The sequence below is a fragment of the Clostridium sp. AF36-4 genome, from assembly GCF_003435975.1.
Lineage (GTDB): Bacteria > Bacillota > Clostridia > Lachnospirales > Lachnospiraceae > Eubacterium_F.
Genome location: NZ_QTVH01000003.1, coordinates 24,476 through 46,594 on the forward strand (window position 1 = coordinate 24,476; position 22,119 = coordinate 46,594).

At 34.2% G+C, this 22,119-nt stretch carries 16 protein-coding genes; 1 reads left to right on the plus strand and 15 read right to left on the minus strand.

All coding sequences use genetic code 11. The annotated features are described in order from the left end of the window. Positions 1-94: 94 nt before the first annotated feature. From DW005_RS02285 to DW005_RS02345, 13 genes are all read right to left on the minus strand, one after another. Positions 95-3,325, minus strand: a complete 3,231-nt coding sequence (locus tag DW005_RS02285; RefSeq protein ID WP_117477992.1) for an RICIN domain-containing protein — start codon at positions 3,323-3,325, stop codon at positions 95-97. Positions 3,326-3,379: 54 nt separating this feature from the next. After that, the gene (locus DW005_RS02290) at positions 3,380-7,573 is read right to left on the minus strand and encodes a leucine-rich repeat protein (RefSeq protein WP_117477993.1); all 4,194 of its coding nucleotides are present in this window, start codon (positions 7,571-7,573) and stop codon (positions 3,380-3,382) included. Between the two features lie 945 nt (positions 7,574-8,518). Beyond that, the gene (locus DW005_RS02300) at positions 8,519-8,950 is read right to left on the minus strand and encodes a hypothetical protein (protein WP_117477994.1); all 432 of its coding nucleotides are present in this window, start codon (positions 8,948-8,950) and stop codon (positions 8,519-8,521) included. A 29-nt stretch (positions 8,951-8,979) separates the two neighbouring features. Continuing rightward, a complete protein-coding gene (locus tag DW005_RS02305; RefSeq protein WP_022376669.1) occupies positions 8,980-9,417 on the minus strand; it encodes a hypothetical protein in 438 nt (145 codons plus the stop codon). A 1-nt stretch (position 9,418) separates the two neighbouring features. After that, entirely contained in the window at positions 9,419-9,979 is a 561-nt protein-coding gene (locus tag DW005_RS02310) for a hypothetical protein (protein ID WP_022376670.1), read from the minus strand. 26 nt (positions 9,980-10,005) lie between these two features. Beyond that, positions 10,006-11,211, minus strand: a complete 1,206-nt coding sequence (locus tag DW005_RS02315; protein ID WP_117477995.1) for a hypothetical protein — start codon at positions 11,209-11,211, stop codon at positions 10,006-10,008. Positions 11,212-11,268: 57 nt separating this feature from the next. Next, entirely contained in the window at positions 11,269-12,195 is a 927-nt protein-coding gene (locus tag DW005_RS02320) for a DUF2975 domain-containing protein (protein ID WP_117477996.1), read from the minus strand. Positions 12,196-12,212: 17 nt separating this feature from the next. Then, entirely contained in the window at positions 12,213-12,437 is a 225-nt protein-coding gene (locus DW005_RS02325; protein WP_117477997.1) for a hypothetical protein, read from the minus strand. Between the two features lie 18 nt (positions 12,438-12,455). After that, positions 12,456-12,620 (minus strand): hypothetical protein, encoded by a 165-nt coding sequence (locus DW005_RS13740; RefSeq protein WP_181974918.1) that lies wholly within the window; start codon positions 12,618-12,620, stop codon positions 12,456-12,458. Positions 12,621-12,661: 41 nt separating this feature from the next. After that, on the minus strand, positions 12,662-14,533 hold the full coding sequence (locus DW005_RS02330) for a DUF6273 domain-containing protein (RefSeq protein WP_117477998.1): 1,872 nt from the start codon (positions 14,531-14,533) through the stop codon (positions 12,662-12,664). A 36-nt stretch (positions 14,534-14,569) separates the two neighbouring features. Further along, positions 14,570-15,952 carry a leucine-rich repeat domain-containing protein gene (locus DW005_RS02335; RefSeq protein WP_117477999.1) on the minus strand — a complete coding sequence of 461 codons (1,383 nt, stop codon included), beginning with the start codon at positions 15,950-15,952 and terminating at the stop codon, positions 14,570-14,572. A gap of 273 nt (positions 15,953-16,225) precedes the next feature. Continuing rightward, complete coding sequence (locus DW005_RS02340) at positions 16,226-18,019, minus strand: DUF6273 domain-containing protein (RefSeq protein WP_117478000.1); 1,794 nt, start codon at positions 18,017-18,019, stop codon at positions 16,226-16,228. Between the two features lie 66 nt (positions 18,020-18,085). Beyond that, positions 18,086-19,108 carry a hypothetical protein gene (locus DW005_RS02345; protein ID WP_117478001.1) on the minus strand — a complete coding sequence of 341 codons (1,023 nt, stop codon included), beginning with the start codon at positions 19,106-19,108 and terminating at the stop codon, positions 18,086-18,088. Positions 19,109-19,721: 613 nt separating this feature from the next. Between DW005_RS02345 and DW005_RS02350 the strand changes: the two genes are divergently transcribed. Beyond that, positions 19,722-19,967: a helix-turn-helix transcriptional regulator gene (locus tag DW005_RS02350; protein WP_117478002.1), complete on the plus strand. Its 246-nt coding sequence runs from the start codon at positions 19,722-19,724 to the stop codon at positions 19,965-19,967. Between the two features lie 45 nt (positions 19,968-20,012). Here the strand turns inward: DW005_RS02350 and DW005_RS02355 are convergent, their stop codons facing one another. Next, positions 20,013-21,260, minus strand: coding sequence for a WG repeat-containing protein (locus DW005_RS02355; RefSeq protein ID WP_147324407.1), 1,248 nt, complete (start codon positions 21,258-21,260; stop codon positions 20,013-20,015). 330 nt (positions 21,261-21,590) lie between these two features. Next, positions 21,591-21,794 (minus strand): hypothetical protein, encoded by a 204-nt coding sequence (locus tag DW005_RS02360; protein ID WP_117478004.1) that lies wholly within the window; start codon positions 21,792-21,794, stop codon positions 21,591-21,593. Positions 21,795-22,119 lie beyond the last annotated feature (325 nt).

The window sequence follows — 22,119 nt, forward strand, 5'->3', positions numbered from 1 at the left end:
AAACCACCAATATATTTTTTCCTAATTTTTAACGCAAGAAGAGGCGCCACTCTTGCGAGTAACGCCTCAGTTGATTTTATGTAAAATAGTTTTATTAGTGGGTTAGTTTGGCTTTTCGTGAAATTCCTTTTAACCTAAGTAGCTTTTTATATGCCTTTATCTTATTTTTTGGCACTTTAATCTTTGCTTTTTTTGAAATACCATAAAATGCTTTTGACCCAATTGCGGTACTTGTTAGTTTTGTTGATTTTATTACTATCCGTTTCAAATTCTTACATTTATAAAATGCCCTTTTCCCAATTACCTTTATGTTTTCTCCAATAGAGACATATTTAAAATTGATACATTTAGAGAAAGCATATTTTGAAATTGCTACCACATCATATTTTTTCCCTTTAATGAAAATAGTTTTCGGTATAACTACTTTGGTAATAGCACTATTAATTGGTTTTTCATAAGCAACTGTATTTTTTGTTAATATCTTATATGTTGTTCCATTCAAATCCTTAAAAAAAGCATCTGACAATATAGTATTTTCATCAGAATTTGTTTTAGGCTCTAATGTATGTACCGGTACAATAGGCGTTGGTGTAGACATATTCGGCGTTTGTGTTGGTTCTGCTGTTGCCGTAGGTTCTGCCGTTGCCGTAGGTTCTGCCGTTGCTGTCGGTTCTACCGTTGTGGTCGTTGCCGTAGGTTCTGCCGTTTGTTTTGGTACAACTGCAGTTGCTGTTGCCGTAGGCTTCGGTATTAACATTGGAATCGTCTTCTGTGGGATCAGTACTACACCACAAATACCACAGTGCGTTCCTTCCGTCAAACCTTCCCGTTTGTCTGTTGCTTCTATTGCATTGTCAAAGACAATTTTATGTCCTGTTTTCGCCACCACTTCTTTTTCTATTTTATTGCAGAAAGAACATTGTTTTATATTATAGCCATCCGTTACACAAGATGCTTTAACTGTTTCTATATTCTTCCATTGATGAGAACATTTTACAATTTTAAAGCGTTGATCCATGGTTGTAATAAGTTGGCGAATTACTATATTAGTTGTATCTAAAGAAGCATAATCAGCCAATGTCATAACCTTATTTTCACTACTTAACGGTGAGAAATAATAACATCCACCTCCCGCTTCATACAATCGCCATTTTTGTCCGTTTACACTACTAGCCATTCCTGTACAAACATTTTGATTATCTGAATTTTTTTCATTCTCTACCTCTAGTACTTTTTCATTACACTGTGATGTAATAATATAACAACCATCACTCATTTGCTTAAACTTCCAAAACATCCCCGCATTTTTTTCATCCGCTTTGCTTATTGCATTACCACTATTCTTATCAACCGATATAATCCTTGAATCCCATTCACTTTCTATTTTAGCATAAAACTCATCTCCTAAATTCACACTTTTTCGTTCACTTAGTTTTTTATCATCCACGATAACAAAACCTTGGGCTGAAGACGCATTAAAAGTATATATCTGTATATTGGCATTATCTGCCTGATTATATCCATCCAAATCAAGGACACACGATTTGCTGCATTTTGGTCTCAGCCAATATTGTCCATATTCAGCTCTATATATATACCATTTTTGTGCATCCGAAGTATTTGGCTCATAAACTTGAACATTTGTTTTAGATGCAGACTTAGCACCATATACATCCAAGCATTTTCCATTCAATTTATTACTAATTCTATATGTACCATCACTATTTTTAATAAAACGCCATCGCTGTGAACTGCTTTTTGTATCTGCCTTACTTACAACATTATCTCCCGTATCAGAAGCAGAAATTACTTTGTTGCGTGAACTTATCATTATGTAAGCTGTAAAATCATCACCCAAATCTACCGGTTCATATTCTGTAATATCCTTAGCATCGATCGAAACCGGATTGATTGGAGCAGATACTTGATTACCTTTTTTATCATAGGCATAAATATGAGTATAATATACACCTTTCTTATTTCCCAAATCTAATACGCTAACTCGACAACTTGCCTTATTCCCAGATATTTTACCATCAAACCACTTTGCATTATTACCTGTTTGCTCACGTAACCAAGATGGAAATTTGACACTGGTAACGCCCTTATTATCTGACACTGTGCAAGTAACTGTATATCCTGTAGTTGTTATATCCGATACTTGTATATTTGAAATTGTCGGCTTTTGTGTATCATTACTTATATATACATTCTTTTGTTGTAATAATGTATTTTGTCCGGAGCCTATGTTAATTCCATATACATATACTGTCTGATTTCCTGTTTTCGTGGTACTTAGCGTTGCAGAATATCCGTGATTTCCCGTTATCCCATATGCTTTGTTTACATCGGCTCTATACTGATTCGCTTGAATTGCAAATCCTTCTGCACCACTTGACCCCGCAGGACCTCCAATATACACATGAACTGCAATTGAACGGCTTGAATCATCTCCATCAAATGCCCATCCCGCCACTCGAATCTCATTCATTTTATCAACAACACTATCTAGTACTCCTACCGGATTTTTAATTGTAGCCTTTCGAGTTAAATACTGTAGACTGCAGAAACCACTTATACCATTCCAACTAACATGTGCCCAAGCTCCATCTGCTTTACTTACATAAACCGTTTGGCCTTTTGGTATTGATGCAACCGAAGAATAACCGGAACCATGACCGCTCCTCATTGTCAACGGCATACTGCTTGTAGACACATAATACTCCCCTGCATAAGATGTCGAACAATTACATCCTGAACTTACAGTATGACCTGCATATCGATATACTGACATCCCAGAATTTTCATTGTAAAATGTTGAAAACGATTTATAATAATGTTTTACTGTGTTTCTTCCATCTGTATTTGCATCAAAAATTTCAATTGTACTATTTGATTGATTTATCCCAACAACAATCAGCGAATGTGGTCCTCCACTTTTTCTTCTTTTTAGCTGTACATAATCTCCCGGTGCTGCTTTTCTCAGCAAATTACTCATGCTGTCTAAGGAACATCCTGGTGCTACTGTTCCTATAACATTAATGTCTTTAGCCGGCGAATTAAATTTATACTCTGTCCCTTTCGAATATGAGCCCACTGTTCCACTACGAGAAAACACAGAGTTGAAAACAAAGTGTGCAAAGGAATAACACTGCGCCCCATAAGAAGACGGCCAGCTGTTTTTATTCTCATACTGTGAGATCAATGAATTCAATTTACTGCTTACCTGACTTGTTGATATGGCGTAGCATACTGATTTTGTAGTACACACAACCGTTACAAATAACAATGCGATCAAGGTCACTTTAACAAATTTGTTTTTCATAATATCAGCCTCCTTATAAAATAAGAAAAAACTCTAGTTTCAAATAATTCATGTTTATTTTTTTATTTTCATACTCCTTCTATACCCGACCTTAGTCCTAAATATTTTTTTATATGGTTTTAAACTCTTTTTCGGAATCTTAATCCTAGCTCTCTTATTAATTCCTCTTATTGCCTTGATTCCAACCGATTTCAACTTTGTAGAAAGTATCACTATTTTTTTTAATTTAGTGCATTGATAAAATGCTTTCTTACCAATTGTAGTTATATTCCCGCCTATAGTTATTTTTTTCAAATACTTATATCTACACAACACTCTTGCACTTATAGCTGTTATTTTAAACAATTTACCATTAATCTTGATATAATTATCAATTTTTAACGATTTAAACTTCCTATCACTCCTTCTTTTCTTTACTTTAATCAAAATAACTTCCCCAGCACCAGCAGCATCTACTTTCGTAACTTTGTATTTCATTTTCTTTCGCGTTACGATATCACCCACTTTAATATCTGTATTCTTTTTCATTTTCTGATGCTCTTTCTTCATGGCATTGCTGGTAGATATTTGAGACGATAAAGCTTTATGTTTCACAGTCGGTGCCTCTGTAAATTCCGGTTTTACAGTTGGTTTTACAGTTGGTTCTACTGTTGGTTCTACTGTTGGTTCTACTGTCGGTTCTACTGTCGGTTCTACTGTCGGCAATGGTGTTGGTGTGCTTGCTGCCTCCTCTTGTATTTTCTTAACAGTTACGGATATTTCTTTTTGAATATCGTTGGACTCTATTGCTCTTGCATATATATTGGCCTGTCCTACCCCTTTAGCGTAAATAACTCCATTTTTAACAGTCACAATATTTTCATCCGAAGAACGCCACTTAACATCTTTATTTGTTGCATTCTTAGGCAACACACTGATTCGCGCAACTTGATATTCACCAACATTCATATTAATTGAATTCGACTTTATCATCAAACTTTTAACGGCAATATAATCATTTGTTTTCTGTTCAACAAACTTACATACTGTATTCTCTCCGTTTTTTCGTATAGCATAAGTCGATTCATTATCTATTTTACTGGTAGTTTCAACAACATCTCCTTTTGCAACATATTCTTTGTCAAAACTGTAAACCACACATTCCCCCTCTTGGTTTGTAGACATCTGCCAATCTACCAATCCATCAGATATAGCGGTTGCCTTAATAATAAGTTCTTCATCTGTACTTTGGCATATAACCTTTGCATATTCACCACTGTATGGCTGATATACAACTGCAAATCTCCCATATTCATTTGTCGTATCACTTTCAATTCCATCGCGTAATACCTCAATTATTTTCCCGTCTTTTGTACTTATCTCAACATCTACAGGACAATTAATTACCGACTTCTTATTATACATAATTGACTTTGGTACAGAATATTTATCAGAAAATTCAAATTTTCTTGTGTTTAACTGTGATAATGTATCATTTACCACTTCCTCTTTCATATCATAGTTAAATGTTTTCACCTTTTCAAATAGAAACATTTTTATGGTGTTCATCTTTAAGTATTGTTGTTCCCCCTGATACCTTAAAGCCCAAAGCATTGTATAATCTTCAAAAAATTCCCACGCATTAGCAGCTGTTTTTGCACTCTGAAATTTTGTTTTATCCTCTTTTAGCTTAAGACTATATAGAGTTGCAAGTTCTGCATATCCTTGTGTATACGCTGCCTGTTTCACAAAATCGCCTGTGTCAACTACGATATTTGAAATGAAAGTTGCCAATTTAAGCGTTCCTACTGCCTCTAAAAACAGTTCACCACCTTCACCTATAAATTCTCTAAATACGGTCTCATCAATTTTCATTATTCCCTTTTCTAAACTAATGCAATTTGACAATATACTTTTAAGTTTATTCATATAGCCATTCTTAATTTCATTTAGCAACGAATACGCTGCCAACCGCATTTCAAATGATACATCCTTATTTTCATATATAGTAGTCAAAAAATTGCTATATGTCTTATATGTTTCCATTTCCTTTGATAAATTTAGTATTCCAAGGATATCATTCGCGGTCGCACCAGTAAAAGAAATGATATTTGAAGCATAACCAAGAGCTTCTGAAAAAAGTTCACCATCTAGATTTATCACATTCTTTTCTTTTGGTACGACATATTTTTTTATGAACTCTGCCTGAAATTCCTTCAATTTCGATTCTGAATCACAAACTAAAATTTGATTCATCAAACTTTCCATTTCTTCCGTTTCAACAATATTATTGAGTTTCAGCAGATTCTTAAAATACTTAGCAGTTTTATTTGCATTTTCAAAAACTTCAACTTTGGGAACATCATGACACATAAACTGCCTAAGCATCTCTTTATTTTTCTTTACCCCCGGATAGTCATTTTCTGAATATGTACTTACATCTGCATAATCAAACACTTCACCATTTAAAATCAATCCATCCGCATACAAAAGTCCTCTTGCACCAGTAGCCGAATCTGAATATAACCATTCCCAAAAATTAAACGCACAATATACTTCATTTGTCGTTAAATACCTATAACTATTCCGGTGTGATGTTGTATTACTTAAATATTCAATTCCTTCTTTGGCGTCCACTAAACCATTCGTTCTAAAAAAATCATTTAATTGCTTAAACTTCAACTCTGCGGAATAGCCCGAGTTCATAATCTTATCATATTGCGTATATATGTCATCGGATGTGTATTTTTTTACCTGTTCGACCATATAGTCGTCCACAACCGTATCGTCTGCTTCATACTCTTCTTCTGTTTGCCATAATAAGGCTGGAAACTCCGTCCCCATCTTCCATACATTATTAAAATCAAAGCCACCGTAATTACCTTTATCCTTCATCTGAGTGACCGACAAACCCTTTCCCGCACTATTTTTTTCAGTATACTCTGCATTTATGTAATAATTATCTGTAAAACTTGAATTTGCCGTTACTGTTATAATTCCACCTGTTTTTTTCCCGTTTATACTTCCTCCATTATATGACTTCTTTATAGTAGTAGGTCCTGCACCATAACTACCTTGATGCCGGTATGCTCCCGCAATTCCACCTGCATACCCCTCTGACAATATATTTCCAGAGTTATAGCAGTTCAATACATTTGTATTACCACCTACACATGCATATGATATACCGATAATTCCTCCAGCATAGCCATTGTCATTTGCTGAATTAATTTGAGTTTTATTAAAACACTCTGACATTTGACATATTGATTCAAATTTAGGATAAGCATATCCAATAATTCCCCCAACATACATAGCACCAGAAACATCATTTTTGTTTTCACATTTCTCTATGGTGATTTTTCCGCCGTCATCACCAACTTGTTTTCCAACAATCCCTCCCACTGAACCGGAACTATACTCTTCTCCCTTCAATTTTCCGTAATTTGCGCAATTGCTAATCTCTGTATCATTAAAATCCTGTGATGCACAGCCCACAATTCCTCCCAGTGATTTTCCACCTACAATTTCAGCATAGTTATTGCAATTTGTTATTGATATTTTATTGACATTAGTACTGCTTGATGATACTCCAGCAATACCTCCAACCTCCCCACATCCAGTTGCGTAAATTTTTCCATAAAAGTTACAATTATCTATAGTTGACGATGATCTACTTGGAGGTGCATAACTTGGATAATAACTTGACGACCATATTCGTGCATACGCTACTATGCCTCCCACATAATCTGCCTTTTCAGAACATATAAGCGATTTTTTTACCGTGACATTTTTTATTACTGCCCCCTCACATTCTCCAAAAAGTCCATTATGTTTGTTAGAATTACAATACATCCCATATATAGTATTATTTCCTCCATCATAGTCGCCATAAAAATACGGAATAGCCGACCAAACATTCAAAGTATCTTTCACATTTTCCCATTCAGAATAGTTTTTTATGTCATTCAACCAAATATCACATGTTTGCTTAAAATATTTTCCATAATAATTTTTTTTGCTATCATTTTCAGATATTGCCGCAACACCTGCAAGTTCAGCAGCCGATGATATTAAATATGGCGATTCTTTTGTTCCATCCCCTTCCCAATCGGTATCAATTGTTCCATCCCATATTTCATGTTTATTTTCTGCAGCATATGCTTTGACCAGTCTGCTTTTTATGTTAATCATATCTCCCGATGATAAAATCATTGCACATATTAATAGACTGCAAAGCATTTTCTTAATAATCATTTTTTTTCTCATAGCTATTCTCCTTCCTATTCTGTCAAGCCCAAATCTACTGATTTTACTGGCTTTGACGATTTTTATTTACCTCAAAACAAAAGCTTACAGTGATGGATATCGTAGTATCATGTACCGAATAGCTGATAAATGGGGTTAATTAATAAAACATCCTCTTTCTTTGCTTTATTAAGGCTATTTTCCCTCTGTTCAACTATGATGATGAACCTTCCGTGTCTAATGGCATCGTGTGCCAACTTCCTTCGTACCATCTACCATACACTGAGTGCCGGCCAAGCTCCTAGACGGGGGCATGCCCCACGGATAATACCGATGCCGGCTACAGCTCTTGTTTTTTGTTTGATTGTTACTGGCCTGCATTCAACTGTCTTGGTACTGATCTGCTCAGTGGACGCTACGCCGCCACAGCCTCCTGTTGGTCTTTTGTGAGTGCAGTCCGTTTTGGACTCCATCATTTACGGGTTTCTGTTCCAGAACCCTGTCCAGCCTCCGATTCTTTCCATCAGCTGCTCGACAGAGTTCTGGATTATTTTTCCTGTTCTTTGTTTCCTATGCTGCCATTGATGCCTGTAATGCCATTCGTTACGTTCTTCTTAACGCCTGCCTTCCTTTAATCCGTTTTGACATAACCTTTGCAACTTACTATGCAAAGAAACGTGCAGAAGGCAAAAAACACAGGGTAGCTATTACTCATGTAGCAAAGAAACTGATCAGAGTCATCTATGCATTGGAGAGGCAGGATGTAGACTTTAACGTTCAGAAGCTTCGCTAATATCTGCTCTACATACATTTATCTGTCCCATCTGAAATACGATGTATTCAAATGGTCTGTTAAAGTTACCCTTTTTACAAGTATAATTTTTTTCAAAAACCTCTTGACTATTTATAGTTTGTCACCTCCTTTTGTACAGACATATCTAGAAACGTTTCATCTTATAACCTTTTTTATTGCCAATAAGTGCTTTTTTTGCATATTGTACAATAGTTAAAATGTACATATAGACTATAGTCTTGTGGCATCTTGATAACCGGTTTCACTTTTCCCTTTACAATCGAATATACTGCTGTTGTTTCACCAAAACTATATATGTCTGCCGTATTGCATTTGGATGCATCAACATAGCGCAAAATGCACTCATCCACACCATTCTTATCAATATCTGCAAATACATAAAATGTACGTGGTTTTTCCGTATAATTCTCCACTTTGGAACTTAATTTCTTCATACGTGTATCATACTTTTTGATAAGACTTTGATACATTTTGTGCTGCTTTTTCTTGCTTATTTTTGCACTTGAAGCAGGACTATATAACTGACCTGCTATCACGCCAAAAATCAACATAAATACACATAGGATTTTTTTGTATTGTTTCATAAAATAAAACTCCTTTTTCAGAATTGATATCATGATGAAATATCTAATTTTGTTACTTTTCCATTTTTATCTACCACTATGCTCAACCCTAATCCATTGTAGAGTTTTGCCAGTTTTAAGAAACTTTTTTTAGTCAATTTATCTGGACGCCCTTCTCCTCCGCTGGATATCATTTTACATTTTTTCTTTAAAGGAAAAACTGTTTTTTTGTATTTGAGGTTAACTCTTTTACCTGCCCAAAAATTCTTCATTGACTTTGAATACTGAAACTTACCATATACAATTAAGCGATTTGCCTTCATTGAAAGTTTCTTAATATTAATATCAGAATATAAGTCTTTTCTTTTCCCAGTTAAACCACTAAAATATATGCCCTTCTTTAATTTAGCATGAACACCTTGTGGATACAATATTCCAGCTAATAAAACAACCATTAACAATACCATCATTGTTTTTTTCATTGCCATCTTAATTCACCGTCCCCTGATTTTGTTGTGAATATTTCATGTAATCAATACATTGCTGAATCATTTGATGTGCCGTTTCTGCCATCTGATTATTTTTTACCGCAATTCTTTGCTGGGTTCCCACCATATGAATAATCAAAACATTTTGATTTCTAGTAATTCCAGCAATATCCTGATATTTTACATAATAATCTCGACGGATTGTTAAACCTAATATTGGTATATAATAACTTCCTTCTAAATGATAATCATATACCATAAGTCTGGTTTTTGCAATTCCAAACAAACTACACAAAGATGCTATTGCCGCTAAAATACTAACGACACCAAATACAATAAGCATCGTCCTTGCCCCTTCACCAACTAAATATCCGCCTCCATAACTGCCGGAGTATGACATCGCACCACCATAAACTCCACTATACACCGAATGTGTTGCATGTTTCATCTGTGAAATCACAATAATAACGATTCCCAAAACAGCAAGTATTCCACCACCTACACCTGACATAACAACTGCCTTTGTCGGCGCACCTTTTGATTCAAATAATAATCTCTCCATTTTTTTGCTCCTCATATTTTTAGTTTCTATTTTACCTTTGCACTTCTCTTTTTCGACCATTTCGCATATACTGTTTTTCCCTGTACCTTCTTATAAGCACGAATACGGAAATAATATCTTTTCTTCTTTTTTAATTTCTTAATTGTCTTTGTTGAACGGTATCCATTCTTAACTTTTATTACTTTCGCTTTTTTCATCTTTTTGTTCTGCGCATACTGAATTTGATAGCCGTCACTGTCGTATGTAGTAGACCAACCAAGTTTTACCTTTTTCTTGCCTGCAACCACACCACCAATACTCCAAAAATAATTCTGGTTTAACGTTTTCTTTTTGATATATTCATCTTTATATGTCTTACCACACTTTTTGCATTTGTGAAGTGTGTAACCATTCTGTAAATAAGTTTCATTTACCCATGTATTTTCATATGCATGCTCACAATTTGACTGATTCAAAGCACACAGCGTAAAAATATATTTCCCTTCATCACCAGATATTTTAATATAATGCGTTCCTTTTGCTAAAACACATTCTTTCTTTGTTACAGCCGGTTTTGATAAACTTCCCTGATAAGCATCTCCATTTTCTTCTGTTTCAGAAAGGTCTTTATTATATATCCAAAAATTTGTGTACGGATCTGCATAGGACGAAAGTGAAAACACATAGTAAGCATTTTTCGGAATCACTACTTTAAACCAATCCTGGTCATCTGTTGCCGTAATTGCACCCGTAATCGTAGTTCCCAAAGAATACGTTTGCGGCGAATCATAAGAGTGCGCATTATTATCGTTTACTCCATAACTGGTAAACGATGCATTTAAACGATATTTACCTGTATATGACTCATTATCAACTTTTAAATAATAGATTCCCTTTGATAACGAATAATTTACCACCTTTGTATCCGGTTGTGTCATATTTCCATCGTATGCATAATCCCTGTATAATCGTTCGGAAAAATCAGATGTATACAACTGAAAATATGTAAATCCATCAATATATGTCATCACTTTTAACTCAACACGTCCATCTGATGGGATAACCAGTTTATACCAGTCATCCTGTTCCTCTGACATAAGCCACTTATCACTGCTCCAAGTTCCTGTAAAACTCAAATTCTGTGCCAAACTGGTCGCATCCTGCTGTGCTTTACTTGTTGTCGGTTTATTTGTTATCTGATGTGATACTAGCAACACCATTGCTAAAACGATAGCAACTATTTTCTTTTTCATTTTTCCAACTTCCTTTCAGTTTCTAATTCTACTTTTATTACATACAATTTGTTTTTACTATCCCCACAAATATTTTTGTTCTTCCAGCCAGTGCATATGTTCCATGCGATTCGCAATTTGACTTTGATTGTACTGCATAATCTGATTGCTTTTTCGTATATCACATAAAACCTGACCATTCATAACTTGCTGCTCAAACATACTTTTAGTCATTTTTTGAGATTCTGACACAACATCATACAACATTCTTTGATTCTGTTTTATTTCTTTTATGTCACTCGAAATGGAATCTAATGTGCTAATAATATGTCCCAAACGAAGTTCATTTTCATATAAATTGTATGCCCCCTCATGTCCTGTCAACCCATAACACCTTTCCGATAGCATATATTCAAACAACGATGCTATAGCTGGTAAAGAACGATATTTGGGATATATTACATTGGTGGAATAAAATTTATTAAGTACTGCTTTTGTCTTCTTTCTTTCATCTGCCAAAAGAGCATATTCATCGTTTAGTGTCTTTCCCTTTTCCAGTAAATTTTTTCTATAACGCTGAATTTCCTCAATATTTTCCTGATTTGTAATACGCACCTGCTGATTATATGATTGCGTCTGAACCACATTAGACACAACCAAAATAATTCCACCTACCACAAAACAAACAAATATACCAATAATTCCAAGCATAATGTTTAAAAACCATCCTGGAGCTCCACCTTCTGGTGATTTCAAAAAAACATAACCAAAATAAACTAAAATTGCAAAAAAAGCACATACAATTGCTGTTATAATTCCTCCCACCACACTTGGTCTTTTTTCTTGATAAATTTCTGGTTCCAACTTCATTTGATAATTCACACTACCAATAGAATCTCGTAAATGTTCTAAAATCTCATTCTGTTGGTATAACATTTTTTCTAAATCAAATACATGCTTAAGGTAATTCGTTATGTCTTTTGATGTTGCTAATTCATTCGCCATATTTTTTCCTCCATACTTTATTCTTTCCGTTCCACCATATCTAACAAACGGCTTTCATCCTTTTCATCCGAATTAATACTTACACTTTTTTTCGTTTGATAATATGTAGTCCCATCTTTCTCAACCAATTCATCATCCTTCAGTTCGAGGGAATGACTTGTTACATCATTCTTCAAATTAATGGTATTTCCATCTATTTCATACTGAGCCATTATAGTCGCACACTGTTTGGGAAACTTCATGCCCCATTTCCGTAATCTCTATACGAAGTGCTGTATTAATTTGATAAAGTTGATTAACATTTTTTTAATTAGGGATAAATCCTCATCCCCATTCACAAGTATGCTGCCACAAATAACTGCTATCGTCCCACCGGCAAACTTTTCCATATCATATATCAATTTTTGCGGTTTTGTCAGTTGCATATTTTTCATCCTCTCAACAAACGTTTATCTCTATGCTCTTTTTATTTCTTGATTTTAACTTTCTTTACACTACTCCATTTTCCATACACCTTTTTCCCGTTCGAAAGTGTATAGGCACGAACTCTCACATAATATGTTTTTTTCTTTTTTAATTTTTTGACTGTAAAAGTCGTTTTTGGTGTAGCTGTTGTCTTCGTGTTCTTTTTAAATTTCCTGTTCGTTGAATAAGAAATCTGATAACCTTTTGCATTTTTATCTTTTTCCCACTTAATGAAAAGTTTTTTCCCTTTTACATTTTTAGCGGATTTTAAAATAATCTTGGATGGCATCTGAACTTTCTTTCCCATGCTTACTTTCGGTTTACTCGTTGTTTGTCCAGATGGAACGGTGTTCTGTGTATTCAAGCTTCCTTTATCAGGGTTTGAAGTAGCAGTAGGTGGCAGTGACGGCGGCGTATCCGGCTCATCATCACTTGCATCACTTAGCGCCTCCATTTCCTGATAGGAAGTCCATTTAACAATTGTGCCCTTGGTTGTTTCATATCCTGTAACATAATTATCTTTGTCGTAAATAAATCTAACTGCTGTTTCTCCATTTTTAGCATCATCACAGGAAGAAACAATATTCCCTAATTCTGTTCTATGATACCATGGTGAGCCACCTCTTAATCCCTTCAGATAATCAATTGCATGGTATTCCCCCTCATACTCATAATTCTTCCCATAGTAGGCTTGTTCCTCATAATCTATAGTACAATATACTCCATCACGACTTAAGCCCGCTTCCTTTACTCCGTAATCAGCTCTATCAACCACTTTTTCCTTTTCTTCCCCAATTTTTAACCAAACACTGCCATCACTCATACATGATAAAAGCACCGGCACACCATCTATAAGATATTCTACCTTCTTTTTATATGCTTCTATCGTCAATTTATCTGTTTTTTCATAACTTTCATTTGATAAATTTAAATGAATTGCTGGACGAATCCCCCAATTATCATCCACTGTTGGATATTCATCCCAATCCATCATAATAGCATAATCAAAATCCCCTGAATCAACAAAATATGCTTGTGGCGAGCGTAGCCACCAATAAGTTGATTCTGACTCATAATTCAACTTTGTTTTCGCATAATCCGTACAGTTAGAACCTCTATTTATATTTCCTATCTTATTATCCGGCATTCCATAATCCGCATTCTTCATTTCTGTTCTTGATGGAATAAATACTTTATCCTGTGTCGTTCCACCATCCGGGAAAGAAAATCTGTTATTGTAGGTTTCTTCTTTACTATCCGTTCCCTCATTTGTATTTGTACTTTCTAACACAGATTTTTTCTCTTCATCTGAAAAAGCCTTTTGATAAAACTCATCATTTAACCAGGAGCGAAGCGAAGAATCTTTCCATGTAACGATTTCATCCTCTTCAACTTTTTCATTCTTATTTTTATCCACCCAATATGTTTCATTAAAGCATCTGACATCCAAACTGGAATCAGCCATTAAAAGGGCATCCTCTCCGTCAACCGAAAGAACTCTCCATTTAATCGGTTCTACTTTAAAATAACCTTGATGTTTTACTTTTTTATATTCATCATCTTCTTTGTCGTATTCTTTACATTCCCATTCCTCATATACCATCCTGCTTCCGTCGCTATCTGTATATTCTTTTCCTGATACTGGATTTTCCGGTTCTTTCTTTGGAATATATTTACTTTGAGGATAATTTCCAAAATACACACAATCCCATGTAGTAACGCCATTTTCATCCGACACAGGAGTATTCACACCATAACTATTAGTTTTTTCATCCGCTTTACTTATTATTTGTTTCATTGGACAATTCAATGTTGTTATCACAAACGCTGTAATAATTATAAATGAAGTCCACTTTTCCATTACTTTTCTCATACAACTCTTCCTCCTTCAATTAAAATTTCTTTAATTTTATTCCCTAACAACCTGTACATTCTCATCACAATATAATCCATCCAACTTTGAGCATTGCCTTATATCTAATGTTGTTAATTTGTTATTAGAACAATTCAATACACTCAACTCCGTACATTTAGTTACGTCTAAAGTTGTTAAATTGTTGTTATTACAATACAATCTTTTCAAATCGACACACTGACTTACATCTAACATTGTTAAGCCAATATAACGGCAAAACAAATACTCCAACCTAGCACACTGGCTTACATCTAACTCTTTTAATTTATTGTTTCCACAATCCAAGTCTCTCAATTCTGTACATTTAGTTAAATCTAATGCCGTCAACTCATTTTTATCGCAATACAATGTTTTCATATCTGTACACTGGCTTACATCTAACACTTTCAAAGCATTCGACCGACAATTCAAGCTAACCAAGTTCGTACACTGGCTTACATCTAGTGTTGTTAAGCCGTTTTTATAGCAGTGCAAACCACGCAAATAAGGGCACTGACTAATATCTAGTGTTGTCAGTTCATTTTCATCGCAGTTAAGCCAATCCAAATTAGCACACTTGCTTACGTCTAGCGTTGTTAATTTGTTTCTGTCACAATACAATTCTGTCAAATTAGTGCACTGGCTTACATCCAACGTTGTTAATTTATTCCCATAACAAGACAATTCTGTTAACTTGGAACACTTGCTTACATCTAATGCAGTTAAATCGTCGTTATTAGTCACACGAACACTCTCTAGTCCGGAAAAATCATTTAAATCCAATGTGCCACCAATATCAGAGAAATACCAATCTATTCCTACTAACACATCATTTTCCCACTGATATATCTCTTCATTTTGAATATCCTCAGACACCGTAGAGCCTTTTGCACGAAGTTTACTTATTAATAACTTCAGCTTTCCTTTATCATTTTTCTCTTCCGGCGATGGTGCATTTGTTGGTTTTATTGTTGATATTGCTGCATTATTAGGGGGACTACCTGGCTCCTTACTTACCTCCGGTGTAGGAGATACACTTGGTCTCTTACTTTCTCCCACCTTGTTTTTCGCCTTTGCCGTAACCTTAACCTTGCAGCTATATTTCTTTGCTCCAATTACAGCCTGCACGGTAGCATTTCCCCTTTTAATGCCCTTTACTGTACATCGTTTCTTGCTCTTCTTCACAATCTTCACATACTTTTTGCCTTTACTTACCTTCCACTTTGCAGCCCGCTTGTTGTTCTTCAGTTTCAAAACTTTTTTTGCTCCAACAACTACTTTTGCTGTCTTTGGCAGAGTCACCTTTGCCGCCATTACTGGAACACTAGTGCCATAACTACTAACCATCATTGCAGCGATTGTTCCTGCTGTGAAATATTGTTTAGTTCGTTTTTTCATACTTTTCTTCCTCTCTTTCAATCTTTTATGTCATTTTATCACATTGGCTTTCAAACTTTTTTCTTGATTTTCAACTTTTATTCATTCTATAACTCAATTTTTTCCTCACCTCGGACAAACTAAGAGTATTTACACCATCCGTTCGTTCTTGTTCTACCTTAAGAACTTTCGTTCTTAATTTAAGTATTTGCTCTCTTTTTTCAAACGCATCATTTCTCATCAAAACCATTTGCCTTTCTTCATTTTAATATATTGATTTCTTTTACCTCTCCATTACTTAGTTTTCTTTGATATCTTTTTCCACGCACCATAAATCTTTTTACTTCCAGATTTTTTATATGCGCGAATTCTTACAAAATACTTCTTCTTTTTCTTAAGCCCTTTGAGCGTCTTAGCTTTTGTTGATACTTTTGTAATTGTTACCTTCTTTGCCTTCTTAAAATTTGATTTCAAAGAATAATTAATTACGTACCCGGATGCACCTGATACTTTATTCCAAGATAGCTTTAATTTACCCTTGAATGATTTAGCCTTGAATCCCGTAACTGCATTTGGTTTGGTTATAGATACTGGCTCTACTGTTCGAGTTACCGTCGGGACCTTGGTTGGGACTGTTGTTGGGGTAACATCTGGAACCTTGGTTGGCTCTACTGTTACTGTCGTTTTTGGAGTCGCAGTCACATCAGGTTTAACTGTCGGTACAGCTCCGTTTATTTGTTTACCCTCCAAATCGTAATACTTTATTCCATCCTCTCCCGCACTTACAGTTCCCACCTTCTTCAGTGATGAGAGAGCGGAAAGATTAATATGTATCGCAGGACGAACCCCTCCTATTTGATCGACACAACTTCCACTAGACACACAACCATTAGACAAAATTTCATAAGGAGTATTATCATTTCTATTAATAGAGCGAATCCACCAAGAACCAGCGTATTCCCCATCATCTGTATAATTGGCATATCTCGTATTTGTTGCACATAAATAAGAAGACGCAAATCCAAACTTTTCATTTAAAACTTCTGTCTCAGATAATATAAATATATAATCTTCGTTCTCTTTTTCTGCTGAGTTTTCATCATTTGATTTAATTATTGCATTTTTTTCTTTCGCATCAAACGAACCTTCCAAAAAATCCTCATTTAACCATTTTCGCAAAGTACATTTCTCCCATGTTATTATCTCATCCACTTTATTAAATGGTTTTTCTTCCAAAACACTGTCAGCAAGCAAAAAGGCATTATCACCATCTACTTGTAATACTCTCCAACAAATTGGTTTCTGATTATATTTTCCAAATGTAACTGTGTCCCATATTGTCTTTTTTATAGCAATATTTTGGTTGCTAGAAGTTTGTAATTTTTTGTATTCATTATTACTTAATTTTAATACTGGACGAATTCCCGCTTTTCCAGTCCAAGATCTCGCAACACTTCCTGAAATCAAAACACATCCTGCATCTTTATGCCAGTAACAGTCCCCATATGTTTTATAACCATAGTGCCTCGAATAATCAGTATACTCTGCAGTTCGAGCCTGATCTTTATAACTTGTTTCTTCATTAAATCCATAACTTGTATCTGATAAATCATTTACTGATAATAAAGTAATTTTATCATCACTCTTTTGTTCATTATCTTTATTTTCATTCAAAATAATCTGTGTCCTCTCATACTCTGAAAAAGCCTCATTTATAAAATCATTATTAAGCCATTTGCGTAATGAACAATTTTCCCATGCAACAGATGTATTTTCATTATCATAATCTTGAATATCAAGAATCTGTTCAGATAATAAAATAACCTCACCATTAACCTTGTCTAAAACCTGCCATTTAATTGGTGTTTTATCATCTTTTTGATCTGCAACACCATCATTGTTAGTATCTTTCTGCCAGTAATTTCCAAAAAAAACGCACTCACGTTCAAGAAATTCCACACGAGGATTACTGATTCCATAATCTTTTGTCTCCGCCACAGCTTTTTCTTTTACTGGCAACGCAATCCCTGTCAAAACTAGTGTTGCTGTCAAAGCAAATACACCAGCTTTTTTAATTACTTTCCTCATACATCTCGTCCTCCTTTTTAACATCATTCTCGATTTTATCTTCCTATCAAAATTTAGCGGTTAGCATTACTTATTAGCTAGATTAATAAACTTCTTACCTACTTGAACCTTTACTGCAAACTTATTTTTTAAGATAAGTTTTTTAGCCTTCTTCTTAACAATACACTTTTTCTTTCCCTTAGGAGATAAAGTATATGCTTTACCTTTCTTAGTTAAGAAGACAAGGTTACCACTCTTCTTTATGAAGGCAGCTGATTTGATTCCAGAATATTTCTTACTCTTGCTGTTTCCTTTCCAAGTGAGTTTTCCCTTAGTAAGTTTGTACTTACTTGTAATTTTACTTCCTAGAGAAAGACAGTTATAACCGGCTTTCTTCTTCACAGATACTTTTGGTGTTACGGTTGTTTTTGGAGTAACAGCAGGAGTACTTGTGGTTTGGGGAGTAGCAACAGGGCTAACTGTTGGAGCAGGAGGAGTAGTTGCAGGAACGGTTGGAGTAGGCGTTGCTGATGTGTTATCTTTAAGTGGCCTAGGTTGAGGATATTCTAAATAATTATCTGTTGATAATATTTTTTTCATATCCTCTGGTGTTGGTATAGCATATTCTTTTCCTGAAAATGTCTTGTATCCAATAATAAAATTATTATCAGAATCAAGAATTAAAGATTCTATATCTTTTACATATTCATAATATCCTTCGGAAGTTATTTTAGGGATAACTTTAAAAAGATATAAATCAGGAAGAATATCATAATTCCACCAACGAAGAACATATTCATATTTATTTTCATCTTCATCAGAGAGTTCCTTTTTATAGGCCCAGCATGTGCCATATGCGTCAAACTTTATACTTAAAAAAGGAGATGAATCAGCAATTAATCGAATAGATTTTGAATCTCCGTTTTTAAAGTATATACCTCCATCATTAGACCAAGTTAAGGTCCGACTTACATTGTTTACAGTACAAATGATGGCTTTTTTTGTATAGGTTGTTTTTTCTGCTTTACTTACATTTGAGTTGTATATGGTGCATACAAACAAAGCTACCAATAATGATAATGCTACATATTTTCGTGTTTTCTTATTCATAGAAAACCCTCCTTTTCTTTTTCGAAATTTTAAGTTCTCCTTACTCCTAGAGAAGAACTTGTTATGTTGCCGATAAAAATAGAAAATAAATACAATAATCCCAAAGAAGTTTGTGGTTTCATCGGCAACAAAAGTACCTGATACCGATTATATCATTCAACCGCTTAAATCATTTTCCTAAAATTTAACGCAGTAAAATTATTCTATTTTCCCCCCAACAACATATTTCGGTCATACGTTTCATCTCATTTTGCCCCAGGCTTTGCTTTTACTTTCTTTTTCCCTGCATTTTTTACCTTATATGTTCTCTGAACACTCCATGAATTGCCAAACAGTTCAATTCCTAAGAACAACGCAATACAAAACGCAATATTTTTTTCCTTTTATAGTTCATATTTTTTCTCCTTGTCTCTTTGTCTTTATCTCGCTTAACTATCTTTTTTGCGCTACCTACCTAATTTTTAACTCAATAAAACTGAATAAAAATCACATTTTTAACTATAATTATATTTATTATCTCTACATCTCATTTGACATCCACTATGTGTCATATCAACCAATAATATCCCTTATAATTTCGATATTGAACGAATTAATTTAGGACGGTGATTTTATGTATAAAAACAAAGCAACTAATGGCAGAAATAATATTTCCGGACTTGCCATTGCAAAACTTCGAAAAAATATGGTTCCAAAGACTTCCCAACGAGCTTTAGCCGATAAAATGCAGTTAGAAGGTATTGCTCTTGACAAAAATGCAATTCAACGTATTGAATCCGGACAACGTTTCGTTACAGATATTGAATTAAAAACATTTGCAAAAGTTCTCGGTGTTTCATGTGATACATTATTGTCGTAAAATAGTACAATATATTATCCAATTTAAACATTTTTCAACTCTTACTTACATTTTTTCGTCATAAAAATGCGCCACTTCCTTTTCGTTTTCTTTCGTCACAATACAAACACTATTGAAATCCGAAAAGAAATTCTTTTTATTTATTTTAATGTTCTGATAATAATAGTCCTCATCTCCTTCATAAGAAATATCACCATAATCTAGAACCTTTTTCCCGTTTTCTGTTATTACACACGCTTCTTTATTCTCATTCGATAAAAGGTATGCCGTATCAATCTTCAAACAACTATAATAGCGGGCATCATAAACTGCATCCCCTGATGTGGTTTGATACTTCCATGTATCATTACTCTTAGAAATGGTATTTTCTTTATTATTTCCGATATGATAAGTTTTGATAATTTCAACTGGTTCTTTATCACTATCAAATTCATCTAAGCGCTCTTGTACTTTTGAATACTTTCCTACCGTTTTGCAAATACCATTTTCATCAATATATATTTTTTCCGTTGTTATCTTATTTTTTTTCCAATCTCCTCCTTCAACATATACATGATATTCATTTCCAGATTTGCCTCTCGCATTACAATGCCTAAAGGAACAATTTTTCCATTGCTTTAATAATTTTCCATCATAGGAATACAAATAAGTATTAACCCATGATGAAGCCATTATAGTAACGATAAAACACTGCTCATTCACCCATTCTTCCGAAACAGTCAAAATTGAGGCATCACTATCTACAGGCAAATTAAACGAACTTTTCTGGCTTCCATCTTCATTGTAAATACTAATATTGTTTTTTTCGCTATTTTGAGCATAAAATAATATAGGTACATCCTGATTCGCCTCTGTTTCATACTCAACCACACCAAAGGCTGAAGTATCCAAATCATTTATTATTTTATTTCCATCTTTATTAAACACTGACTTTTTCTTCTCATAACTCGTTTTAATAAATACTTTTCCCTTCTTCTTTAGCAGTTCGGAATCAAAAAAAGAAGCACTATCATACTCCATCGGAATAATATTTTTATTATTTCTATCAATAGCTCCGTACAATATGCCATCTGATTTTGAAACAATTAAATAACCATTTTCATAATCTTCTATATGATAATCTGTCTGTAATGAAATACTTTTCTCTTCTTTTTCCTTTTTTTTTTCTTGTTGAACCTTTTCTTCTTGCTTGTCAGGTATATTTACATCCTGCTTTTTGCCACAGGATAGCATAAAAGCACTCATAATACATACGATAAAAATATAATATATTCGTTTCATTTTTTCCTCCAACTTTGTTTTCATAAAATCACCATTCCTTTCTGTTTAATCGTTATGTTTGCCTGCTAAAACGCTTTCGACATCTAGTAAGTGTCATTTTATCACAATCTTCTCTATAATACAATATTCTCCTCAATTTTTGTCTATAAAAAAGAACAGCCTAACCGCTGTCCTTTTCATTAAGTCTCTCAATATAAATTCATACCTAGGTTAATTCCCATATCATTGTACGCATTTGTTCTATCGGATAATGTTTTATATTTCCCGTAACAAGTCTTGATTTTGTTGCCTTTGCTGTTATATAAAATGGAACATGTTAGTATCTATGACCACCTGCATACCTTACTCTCCTTCTATAACTGAATTAATCTCATCCATTGTCATCGGATTTTTTTCAACGTACTTTTGTCTCATTCTTGCTAATCGTTTTTGATCTTCATTTGTATTTTCAGGCGATTTTACAAAACTTTTAACCAAACTAAGAACCAACACCTGCTCATCTGGTTTTAATGCCTGAATATCGTTAATATCTCTCGCTGTAACCATATTTGTACTCCTCCCTTAAAATATACTCGTCACTTCTTTAATAAATATTATATCCATTTTCTCAGAATACCAGTACCATACATTTTCTATGTTGTGCCATCAGTACAAGTATTTTTTCAATTTTTTGCATATATTTTTTCTTATTATAACATAAAACACAACACCTGTCATTATTTTCTTTCCCTTCCCCCTTTCTCTATAACAAAAAAAATCCTCCCCCTATGTGCGACTATAACGCTTTGCGTTATCCCGTCTCACATGGAGGGAGGCCCTTTTTCCACTTTTATTTACTGAGCCATTATATCTTTTACTGGCAACGCAATCC